The following is a 10,093-nucleotide window of genomic DNA, read 5'->3' as shown; positions in this document are numbered from 1 at the left end:
TTCCGCCGCATGTTTGCCGGCGAGATGGATCAGGCCAACGCCTTYRTCGACATCCAGGCCGGCGCCGGCGGCACYGARGCCTGCGACTGGGCCWSSATGCTGCTGCGCCAGTACCTGAAGTACKSCGAGCGCAAGGGTTTCAAGGCCGAGGTGCTGGAAGAATCCGAAGGCGACGTGGCGGGCATCAAGAGCGCCACGATCAAGGTCGAGGGCGAGTACGCGTTCGGCTACCTGCGCACGGAAACCGGCGTGCACCGCCTGGTGCGCAAGTCGCCGTTCGACTCGTCGGGCGGCCGCCACACGTCGTTCTCGTCAGTGTTCGTCTACCCCGAGGTGGACGACTCCTTCGAGGTCGAGGTCAATCCGGCGGACCTGCGCGTCGACACCTACCGTGCCTCCGGCGCGGGCGGCCAGCACATCAACAAGACCGATTCGGCAGTGCGGATCACGCACATCCCGACCGGCATCGTGGTGCAGTGCCAGAACGACCGTTCGCAGCACAGGAACCGCGCCGAAGCCATGTCGATGCTGAAATCGCGCCTGTACGAGCACGAAATGCGCAAGCGTCAGGCCGAGGCCGACAAGCTGGAGTCGTCCAAGACCGACGTGGGCTGGGGTCACCAGATCCGCTCCTACGTGCTGGACCAGAGCCGCATCAAGGACCTGCGCACCAACGTGGAAATGTCCAACACGCAGAAGGTGCTGGACGGCGACCTGGACCCGTTCATCGAAGCCAGCCTGAAGCAAGGGCTGTAACACGCAGCAGCGGCGCCACGCCGCCGCGCCGGGGCACGGCGCGGCGGCCGGTGCGGCCACACACCCGCCGGGACAAACTCGACCATGACCGCAGCATCGCATCTGATCATCATCACGGGCACCTCGCGCGGGCTCGGCGCCGCTCTGGCACAGGTACTGCTCAAACCGGGCAACCGCCTGCTGTGCGTGGCGCGCGGCCGCAATCCCGAACTGGAACGGATCGCATCCGCCAGCGGCGTCAAGGTAGCCTGGCACCTGCAGGACCTGTCGCAGCCCGGCCCGGCGGCGACCTGGCTCGGCAGCGTGCTCGACGCGGTCGAGGAAACGCCTGCCAGCGTCACGCTGATCCTCAACGCGGGCATGATCGAGCCGATCGGCCCGATCACCAGACTGCGTGAACCGACGCTGGTGCCGCACCTGCTGACCAATCTTGCCGCGCCAATGACCATGACCGCGGCGTTCCTGGCGCATACCGAGCGCTTCGGCTGCCCGCGCAAGATCCTGGCGATCTCGTCCGGCGCGGCGCGCCGGCCGATTGAAGGCTGGAGCGCCTATTGCGCCGGCAAGGCAGGCCTGGACATGTTCGTGCGCTCGATCAACGCGGAGTACGCGCAGGCCCCGGCCGAACGTGCCGTGCGCGCCGTGGCGCTGGCGCCGGGCGTGGTCGACACCGGCATGCAGGCCACCATCCGCGATGCCGATTTCGCGCAGGTACAGCGCTTCCGCGACCTCAAGGAAAACGACCAGCTGGCCTCGGCCGATGACACCGCGCAGCGCATCGCCGCGTACCTGGAGCGGCCGGACTTCGGCAGCACCGAGCTCGACGACATCCGCAATACCTGAACCTCGCGCGGCCTGCGCCGCGCGACTCACCAAGACATCATGACCGAATCCAACCGCGCTCCCGCCGAGGCCAACGCCCCGGCCGCAGCCGACGAAAACAAGATCATCGCGGAACGGCGCGAGAAGCTGCAGGCCCTGCGTCAGCAAGGCGTGGCCTTCCCCAACGATTTCCGCCCGACCCACCAGGCCGCCGCGCTGCACGAGCAGCACGGGGAGACCGACCAGCCCGCGCTGGAAGCCAGCCCGGTGGAAGTCGCCATCGCCGGCCGCATGATGCTCAAGCGGGTGATGGGCAAGGCCAGCTTCGCCACCGTGCAGGACGGCAGCGGCCAGATCCAGTTCTACATCACGCGCGACAAGGTCGGCGAAGACGTCTACGCGGCCTTCAAGCACTGGGACCTGGGCGACATCATCAGCGCGCGCGGCGTGCTGTTCCGCACCAACAAGGGCGAGCTGTCGGTACAGGTGCAGGAACTGCGCCTGCTGTCCAAGGCCCTGCGCCCGCTGCCGGACAAGTTCCACGGCCTGGCCGATCAGGAAACCAGGTACCGCCAGCGCTATGTCGACCTGATCGTGTCGCCGGAAACGCGCGCCACCTTCCGCGCCCGCACCAACGCGATCAGCTCGCTGCGCCGTCACATGGCCGACGCTGGCTTCATGGAAGTGGAAACGCCCATGCTGCACCCGATCCCGGGCGGCGCCACGGCCAAGCCGTTCATCACCCACCACAATGCGCTGGACATGCAGATGTTCATGCGCATCGCGCCCGAGCTGTACCTGAAGCGCCTSGTGGTAGGYGGCTTCGAACGCGTGTTCGAGATCAACCGCAACTTCCGCAACGAAGGGGTGAGCCCGCGCCACAACCCCGAGTTCACGATGATGGAGTTCTACGCGGCCTACACGGATTACCGCTGGCTGATGGACTTCACCGAGAACCTGATCCGCCAGGCCGCCATCGACGCGCGCGGCAGCGCCGTGCTGAACTACCAGGGCCGCGAGCTGGATCTGTCCAAGCCCTTCCATCGCCTCACCATCACCCAGGCGATCCAGAAATACGCACCGCAGTACACCGACGCGCAACTGGCCGATACCGAATTCCTGCGCACGGAGCTGAAGAAGTTCGGCATCAACACCAGCGCGCCGCAATTCCTCAACGCCGGCCTGGGCACGCTGCAACTGGTGCTGTTCGAGGAAACCGCCGAGAGCCAGCTGTGGGAGCCGACCTTCATCGTCGACTACCCGGTGGAAGTCTCGCCGCTGGCGCGCGCCTCGGACACCCAGCCGGGCATCACCGAGCGCTTCGAGCTGTTCATCACCGGCCGCGAAATCGCCAACGGCTTCTCCGAGCTGAACGATGCCGAGGACCAGGCCGAGCGTTTCCGCAAGCAAGTGGACCAGAAGGATGCGGGCGACGAGGAAGCGATGTACTTCGACGCCGACTACATCCGCGCGCTCGAATATGGCATGCCCCCGACGGGCGGCTGCGGTATCGGCATCGACCGCCTGGTGATGCTGCTGACGGATAGCCCGAATATCCGCGACGTGATCCTGTTCCCGCATCTGCGCCGCGAGGACTGAAGCACGGTGGCGGCCAAGGCTGGCCGCCAGCAACGAAATAGCCCCATCCAAGCGATGGGGCTTTTTCATTTTCGCGCCGGCTTGTTACAAACAGCCAACCCCGAGGCCGCCGGAATTATAAGGCAAGCCACTGATTTAAAACGGGTTTTCTGTCTACATAAACTTACAAAATCAAACGGAAAACGGCGCCCCGTTCGGCCACACTGGTCGTATCGAAACGTTGGCCGGCAGCACCCCTGACTGGCGGCGCTTCGCGAGGAAAACAACATGCCGAACCCGACCTTGCAGCCATCGAACGAATCCGCCCTGCCCTCTTCGCTGCCGGCGCAGCGCCGCCTGCATCCGCTGGTGGGCGCCGCCGCGGTGGCAATCGTGATCGCCAGCCTGACCGCCGTCGCCGCGATGACCGGCGTGCTGCCCGTTAGCAAGGCGACGCAGGATGCGTCGCAATCGCTGGCCGCGCCGATCGCCGCCAACAATACGCAGGCCGTCCAGCAAATGGCGCCAGGCAGTACCACCCGCCCGCCCGAAGCATCGGCCCCCGCGTTGACGCAGGCACCGACCGCCCCGCCCGCCCAGGCGCCCGCGGCACGGAGGAGCACCCAGCGCAACGGCAACGCGGAAGCAGGATATGGCCCCGAGCCGAGCCGCGCTGACAACGGCGCCCCCGCCCAACGCCAGCCAGCGCAAGGCAGCGCGTACACCGGCCATATCGTGGCCATCACGCCGATCGAGACCGCCAAGCCGGCCAGTGGCCTGGGCGCCGTCGGCGGCGCGGTGGTCGGCGGGCTGCTGGGCAACCAGATTGGCAAGGGCAACGGCCGCATCCTGGGTACGGTGGCCGGCGCGGTAGGCGGCGGCTTTGCCGGCAACCAGATCGAAAAGACCGTGCGCAAAGACACTTCCTACCAGGTGCGCGTGCAGATGGACAATGGCAGCTACCGCACCTTCACCTATCATGCCGATCCTGGCGTGCAGGTAGGCCAGCGCGTGCGCTTGCAGGATGGTGTCCTGGTAACGGCCTGACCGGCCGGACTCCCGGAACAAAATTGTCAAAAAAAGGGCCGGATCACCGGCCCTTTTACTTTGACATTCCCTTACTCCGCCTCTTCGATCCAGGCAGCCTGGATCGCTTCCAGTATCTTTTCACCCGAACGCTCGGGCACGTCGGCGAAGCCGTCGAGTTCCAGGACCCAGCGGTGCAGGTCGGTGAATCGAATCGTGGCAGGGTCCACGTCCGGGTACTTGTCGTACAGGGCGGCGGCGATGTCGTAGGTATCGGTCCACTTCATGGGGATTCTCTCTTTCAGATCGGCAGCGGGACGAGCTGGCGCACAGGCGCTCAGTGTCCTTCCTTGGCGTAATTGATGGTGTACTTGGGAATCTGCACGGTAAGGTCCTCGTCGGCAACGATAGCCTGGCACGAGAGCCGCGAGTTCGGCTCAAGCCCCCACGCCTTGTCCAGCAGGTCCTCTTCCTTCTCTTCCGGCTCGTTGAGCGAATTGAAGCCTTCGCGCACCACCACATGGCAGGTGGTGCAGGCGCACGACTTCTCGCAGGCATGCTCGATCTCGATGCCATGGCTGAGCAAGGCATCGCAGACGCTGGTTCCGGTCTTGACTTCGAACACGGCGCCCTCGGGACAGAGTTCGACGTGGGGCAATACGATGATCTGTGGCATGAAATGTCCTGGATTTAGATACGGTGCGAGAGTCCTCGGGGATCAGCCCAGGTCCTCCACCTTGCGGCCAGCCAGCGCGCTCTTGATCGAGCGGTCCATCCGGCGGGCGGCGAATTCGTCGGTGCCATGGGACAGCGCTTCCACCGCTGCCTTGATGGCGTGGTGATCCTCGCCCTTGGCGATGTCGCCCGCTGCCGCGATCAGCCGCTCCACGCCGGCACGTTCTTCGTCCGAGAGCAGGTCGCCGTCGAGCTCCAGCGCGCGGTGCGTGGCTTCGATCAGGCGCGCTGCGTCCACGCGCTCTTCAGCCAGCGCGCGGCTCTTCATATCGTGCTCGGCTTCGCGGAAGCTGTCCTGCAGCATGCGGGCGATCTCGTCGTCGGCGAGCCCGTAGGACGGCTTGACGGTGATGGTCGCTTCCACGCCCGACTGCGTCTCGCGCGCGAACACCGACAACAGCCCATCGGCGTCGACCTGGTAAGTCACGCGGATACGTGCCGCGCCGGCCACCATTGGCGGAATGCCGCGCAACTCGAAGCGCGCCAGCGAACGGCAGTCGCTTGCCAGTTCGCGCTCGCCCTGCAGCACATGGATGGCGATCGCGGTCTGGCCATCCTTGAACGTGGTGAACTCCTGCGCGCGCGCCACCGGGATGGTGCTGTTGCGCGGAATGATCTTCTCGACCAGTCCGCCCATGGTTTCCACGCCCAGCGACAGCGGGATCACGTCGAGCAGCAGCCAGTCCTCGCCCGGCGCACCGTTGCCGGCCAGCAGGTTGGCCTGCATCGCCGCGCCCAGCGCCACGACCCGGTCGGGATCGAGGTTCGTCAGCGGACGCTGGCCGAAGAAATCGCCCACCGCCTTGCGCACCGAGGGCATGCGGGTCGCACCGCCGACCAGCACCACGCCCTTGACTTCGTCGGCCGCCACGCCCGCATCGCGCAGGGCCTTGCGCACCGGCGCCAGGGTCTTCTGCACCAGCGGCGCGGTCATCTCTACGAAGGCCGTTGCCGACAGCGTCAGGTGCACGATCTCGCCGCTGTCCAGCACTGCGTCGATCACCGTGGAATCGGCCTCCGACAGCGCTTCCTTGGCGGCGCGCGCGCGCACCATCAACAAGCGCATATCCTCGGCCGAGAGCGGTTGCAGGGCAGCTTGCTCGACAATCCAGCACATCAGGCGCTGATCGAAATCGTCCCCGCCAAGGGCGGAGTCGCCGCCTGTGGCCAGCACCTCGAACACACCCTTGCTGAGCTTGAGAATGGAAATATCGAAGGTGCCGCCACCGAGGTCGTACACCGCGTAGATGCCTTCGGACGCGTTATCCAGCCCGTAGGCGATCGCCGCCGCCGTCGGCTCGTTTAGCAGGCGCAGCACTTCCAGACCCGCGAGTTGGGCGGCATCCTTGGTGGCCTGGCGCTGCGCGTCGTCGAAATAGGCGGGCACGGTAATCACCGCGCCGACCAGTTCGTCTCCCAGCGAGTCTTCGGCGCGCTGGCGCAGCGTGGCCAGGATCTCCGCCGAAATCTCAACCGGGCTCTTCACGCCGGCCACGGTCTTGATCTGCACCATGCCAGGCGCGTCAACGAAATCGTAGGGGCTATGTTCGATATGCGCGACGTCGCGCAGACCGCGCCCCATGAAGCGCTTGACCGAGACGATGGTGTTCTTGGGGTCGTGCACCGCCTCTTCCTGCGCGCGGTAGCCGATCTGCGTGCCCTTGTTGGGCAGGTAGCGCACCACCGAAGGCAGCAGCGCGCGGCCGCTTTCATCGGTCAGGACTTCGGGAATGCTGTTGCGAACCGCCGCCACCAGCGAATTGGTCGTGCCGAGGTCGATGCCGACCGCTAGCCGCTTCTGGTGGGGTGCCGGCGACATGCCGGGTTCGGAGATCTGGAGCAGTGCCATGATGAATCGTCTTTATTCGTGCGGTGGCAAGGCGGCCTGTCACACAGGCCGGTCTTGCGCCGGGGCGCCATTGTGGCATGGCGGCGGCGAACGTGCCCGGAGGCGCTGAATCCCTAGCCTTCCAGGCGGTCGATCGCCTCGCTGGTGTCGTGTTCGATCTTCTCGATGAACATCAATTGCCTGGCCGCGCCGCCGGCTGCCGCGTTATCGCCGGCATCCAGCAGTGCGCCCAGCGCCGCGTGGCGCTCGCGCTTCTCGCTGCGCAACTCGCGCAGCAGCGCGTCGAGCCGGGCGACGTCCTTTTCCTCGACCGCTTCCTGCAGCGCCTCGCGCCATTCCATTTGCTGCATCAGGAAAGCCGGCGCCATGGCCGTATTGTTCTCGGCCTGGATATCCACACCGCGCAGCGTCAGCAGGTAGATCGCGCGCTTGAGCGGCTGGCGCAGCGTGCGGTACGCCTCGTTGGCATGCGCGGCCCACTGCATGGCCACGCGGCGCTCGGCGTCGCCGGCATTGGCGAAGCGGTCCGGGTGCGCCTGCGACTGCACGGTCAGGTAGGCGGCGTCCAGCGCTGCCTCGTCGACTGCGTACCCCACCGGCAAGCCAAACAGGGCGAAATAATCGTCTTTCAACACCTTCCCCAACAAAAAGAGCGGCTGCGCCGCCCCTTTGAACTTCCTTCAGCGTAAAAGCGGTGCGCCGGCCGCGCCGGCGATGCCGCAATAAGTTGCGCAAGCACCGGTCGGCAACGCGCTACGCGCTTCGCGCCGCCCAATCTGCCGGCGGCTCCGCCCGATCGCACTTCAGGCAGTTCACCACCTCGCCGATCCGTGCCGCCCGGCCCTGCGCCGTCAGCGTCCACGGACGCATCTGCCAGGGCGGGTCATGGCGCATATGCTGGCCATGACCGCAATCCAGCTCTGCCACCCAATGGCTTTCGTCATCCTGGTGGAAGCCGACTATGCCGCGTTTCATCCCATTCTGCGCAAAGACGTCAGCCGTCGCGCGCTCAGACCCGGAACGACTCTCCGCAACCGCATTCGTCCTTGACGTTGGGGTTGTTGAAACGGAACCCCTCGTTCAGGCCTTCGCGCGCGAAGTCCAGTTCCGTGCCGTCGATATACGGCAGGCTCTTCGGATCGACGATCACCTTGATGCCGTGCGACTCGAATACGCTGTCTTCCGGCAACAGGTCGTCGACGTATTCCAGCTTGTAGGCAAGGCCCGAGCAGCCGGTCGTCTTGACGCCGAGGCGCAGGCCAACGCCCTTGCCGCGGCGGTCCAGGTAGCGCGCCACATGCTTGGCGGCTTTCTCGGTAAGCGTGATCATCGGTGCTTTATCCCTTGATGGATCGCGGAACTCAGGCGGCCTTCTGTTCGGTGGCGCCGTCGTGCTTCTTCTTGTAATCCTCGACCGCCGCCTTGATGGCGTCTTCGGCCAGGATCGAGCAATGGATCTTCACCGGCGGCAGCGCCAGTTCCTCGGCGATGTGCGTATTCTTGATTTCCAATGCCTGATCCACGGTCTTGCCCTTGACCCACTCGGTCACGAGCGACGAGGATGCGATGGCCGAACCGCAGCCATAGGTCTTGAACTTGGCGTCTTCGATCACGCCAGCTTCGTTGACCTTGATCTGCAGCTTCATGACGTCTCCGCAAGCCGGCGCGCCGACCATGCCGGTCCCCACGGCGTCATCGTTCTTGTCGAACGAGCCCACGTTGCGGGGGTTTTCATAGTGGTCGAGAACCTTCGTGCTGTATGACATTTTGGCTACCTCTTGGCGTAATTATGGGGTCTTGCGGGGGCCTTGGCGCTTAGTGCGCGGCCCACTGGATGGAATTCAGGTCCACACCGTCCTTGAACATTTCCCACAGCGGCGACAGGTCGCGCAGCTTGGCGATCTTGCTCTTGAGCAGTTCGACGGTGTAATCGATTTCTTCTTCGGTGGTGAAACGGCCTACCGTAAAGCGAATCGAGCTGTGTGCCAGTTCGTCGTTGCGGCCAAGGGCGCGCAGCACGTACGAAGGCTCCAGCGACGCCGAGGTGCAGGCCGAGCCCGACGACACCGCCACGTCCTTGATCGCCATGATCAACGATTCGCCTTCGACGAAGTTGAAGCTGACATTCAGGTTGTGCGGCACGCGCTGTTCCAGGTCGCCATTCAGGTAGACCTCTTCCATGCCCGACAGGCCGCGCCACAGGCGGTCGCGCAGCATGCGGATGCGCTCGTTTTCCGTGGCCATTTCCTCGCGGGCGATGCGGAAGGCTTCGCCCATGCCGACGATCTGGTGCGTGGCCAGCGTGCCCGAGCGCATGCCGCGCTCGTGGCCGCCGCCGTGCATCTGCGCTTCCAGGCGCACGCGCGGCTTGCGGCGTACGTACAGCGCGCCAACACCCTTGGGGCCATAGGTCTTGTGCGCCGAGAACGACATCAGGTCGCACTTCAGCGTGTTCAGGTCAATCGCCACCTTGCCGGTGGCCTGGGCCGCGTCGCAATGGAAAATAATGCCCTTGGCGCGGCAGATCTCGCCGATCTGCGCCACATCCTGGATCACGCCGATCTCGTTGTTCACCAGCATCACCGACACCAGGATCGTGTCAGGGCGGATCGCCGCCTTGAGCACTTCGATGTCGACCAGGCCGTTTTCCTGCACGTCGAGATACGTCACCTCGAAGCCCTGGCGCTCCAGCTCGCGGGTGGTATCCAGCACGGCCTTGTGCTCGGTCTTCACCGTGATGAGGTGCTTGCCCTTGCCCGAGTAGAAATTGGCCGCGCCCTTGATGGCGAGGTTATTGGACTCGGTTGCGCCCGACGTCCAGACGATCTCGCGCGGATCGGCACCAACCAGTGCGGCCACCTGCTCACGCGCCTCCTCCACCGCGCGTTCGGCATCCCAGCCGTAGGCGTGGCTGCGCGAAGCCGGATTGCCGAACTGTTCGCGCAGGTACGGAATCATCTTGTCCGCCACGCGCGGGTCTACCGGCGTGGTGGCCGAGTAATCCATGTAGATGGGGAAATGTGGGGTGCTCATCGTTATGACTGCCTTTTAGGGACCGCTATGCTTGATGTTTCTCTGTGCTCTCTGGCCGGCTGCCCGTCTTACGACTGAGCCAGGCTGAAAACCGAATTCACCACCCGCGGACGCGCGGGCTTTTCCTGTTTGTCCGCCTTGCCCAGCGGCACGGCCACGGCTTGCGCCACCGACTCTTCGCGCATGTCGTGCAACACCGCGGGGGATTTGGCGCGCTGCTGGTCGACCAGGTTCTTCAGGGAGACGGAATCGAGATACTCGACCATTTTCTGGTTCAGCGTGGCCCACAGCTCG

12 protein-coding genes and 1 pseudogene are annotated in these 10,093 nt (G+C 65.1%); 4 read left to right on the top strand and 9 right to left on the bottom strand.

Annotation, left to right across the window (positions count from 1 at the left end; genetic code table 11):
• The 4 genes from prfB to AC1DKD_RS34680 all read left to right on the top strand — a co-directional run.
• Positions 1-756: peptide chain release factor 2 (prfB, locus tag AC1DKD_RS34695; RefSeq protein ID WP_477144283.1), on the top strand; the 756-nt coding region annotated here is incomplete at its 5' end.
• Between the two features lie 84 nt (positions 757-840).
• The gene (locus AC1DKD_RS34690; RefSeq protein ID WP_477102782.1) at positions 841-1,599 is read left to right on the top strand and encodes an SDR family oxidoreductase; all 759 of its coding nucleotides are present in this window, start codon (positions 841-843) and stop codon (positions 1,597-1,599) included.
• Between the two features lie 39 nt (positions 1,600-1,638).
• Entirely contained in the window at positions 1,639-3,177 is a 1,539-nt protein-coding gene (gene lysS, locus AC1DKD_RS34685; RefSeq protein WP_441630012.1) for a lysine--tRNA ligase, read from the top strand.
• A 267-nt stretch (positions 3,178-3,444) separates the two neighbouring features.
• A complete protein-coding gene (locus tag AC1DKD_RS34680) occupies positions 3,445-4,203 on the top strand; it encodes a glycine zipper 2TM domain-containing protein (RefSeq protein ID WP_441630010.1) in 759 nt (252 codons plus the stop codon).
• Positions 4,204-4,274: 71 nt separating this feature from the next.
• On the opposite strand, the gene iscX is transcribed toward AC1DKD_RS34680, so the two are convergent.
• From iscX to AC1DKD_RS34635, 9 genes and pseudogenes are all read right to left on the bottom strand, one after another.
• On the bottom strand, positions 4,275-4,469 hold the full coding sequence (iscX, locus tag AC1DKD_RS34675; protein WP_428177879.1) for a Fe-S cluster assembly protein IscX: 195 nt from the start codon (positions 4,467-4,469) through the stop codon (positions 4,275-4,277).
• Between the two features lie 50 nt (positions 4,470-4,519).
• The gene (gene fdx / locus AC1DKD_RS34670; RefSeq protein WP_441630008.1) at positions 4,520-4,858 is read right to left on the bottom strand and encodes an ISC system 2Fe-2S type ferredoxin; all 339 of its coding nucleotides are present in this window, start codon (positions 4,856-4,858) and stop codon (positions 4,520-4,522) included.
• A gap of 42 nt (positions 4,859-4,900) precedes the next feature.
• Positions 4,901-6,766, bottom strand: coding sequence for a Fe-S protein assembly chaperone HscA (hscA, locus tag AC1DKD_RS34665; protein WP_441630006.1), 1,866 nt, complete (start codon positions 6,764-6,766; stop codon positions 4,901-4,903).
• A gap of 113 nt (positions 6,767-6,879) precedes the next feature.
• Entirely contained in the window at positions 6,880-7,398 is a 519-nt protein-coding gene (gene hscB / locus AC1DKD_RS34660) for a Fe-S protein assembly co-chaperone HscB (RefSeq protein ID WP_276288600.1), read from the bottom strand.
• Between the two features lie 121 nt (positions 7,399-7,519).
• On the bottom strand, positions 7,520-7,741 hold the full coding sequence (locus tag AC1DKD_RS34655) for a DUF3565 domain-containing protein (RefSeq protein ID WP_045238071.1): 222 nt from the start codon (positions 7,739-7,741) through the stop codon (positions 7,520-7,522).
• Positions 7,742-7,775: 34 nt separating this feature from the next.
• Complete coding sequence (iscA, locus tag AC1DKD_RS34650) at positions 7,776-8,096, bottom strand: iron-sulfur cluster assembly protein IscA (RefSeq protein ID WP_017229301.1); 321 nt, start codon at positions 8,094-8,096, stop codon at positions 7,776-7,778.
• A gap of 31 nt (positions 8,097-8,127) precedes the next feature.
• Positions 8,128-8,532, bottom strand: a complete 405-nt coding sequence (gene iscU / locus AC1DKD_RS34645) for a Fe-S cluster assembly scaffold IscU (protein ID WP_045238072.1) — start codon at positions 8,530-8,532, stop codon at positions 8,128-8,130.
• Positions 8,533-8,581: 49 nt separating this feature from the next.
• On the bottom strand, positions 8,582-9,805 hold the full coding sequence (locus AC1DKD_RS34640) for an IscS subfamily cysteine desulfurase (protein WP_441630083.1): 1,224 nt from the start codon (positions 9,803-9,805) through the stop codon (positions 8,582-8,584).
• Between the two features lie 62 nt (positions 9,806-9,867).
• Positions 9,868-10,093 (bottom strand): annotated as a pseudogene (locus tag AC1DKD_RS34635) (Fe-S cluster assembly transcriptional regulator IscR); the annotation flags it as partial.

The sequence above is a fragment of the Cupriavidus sp. 05T313 genome (assembly GCF_056396665.1).
The sequence above is the reverse complement of the archived record's forward strand: the minus strand, read 5'-3'. Positions and strand labels throughout refer to the sequence as shown.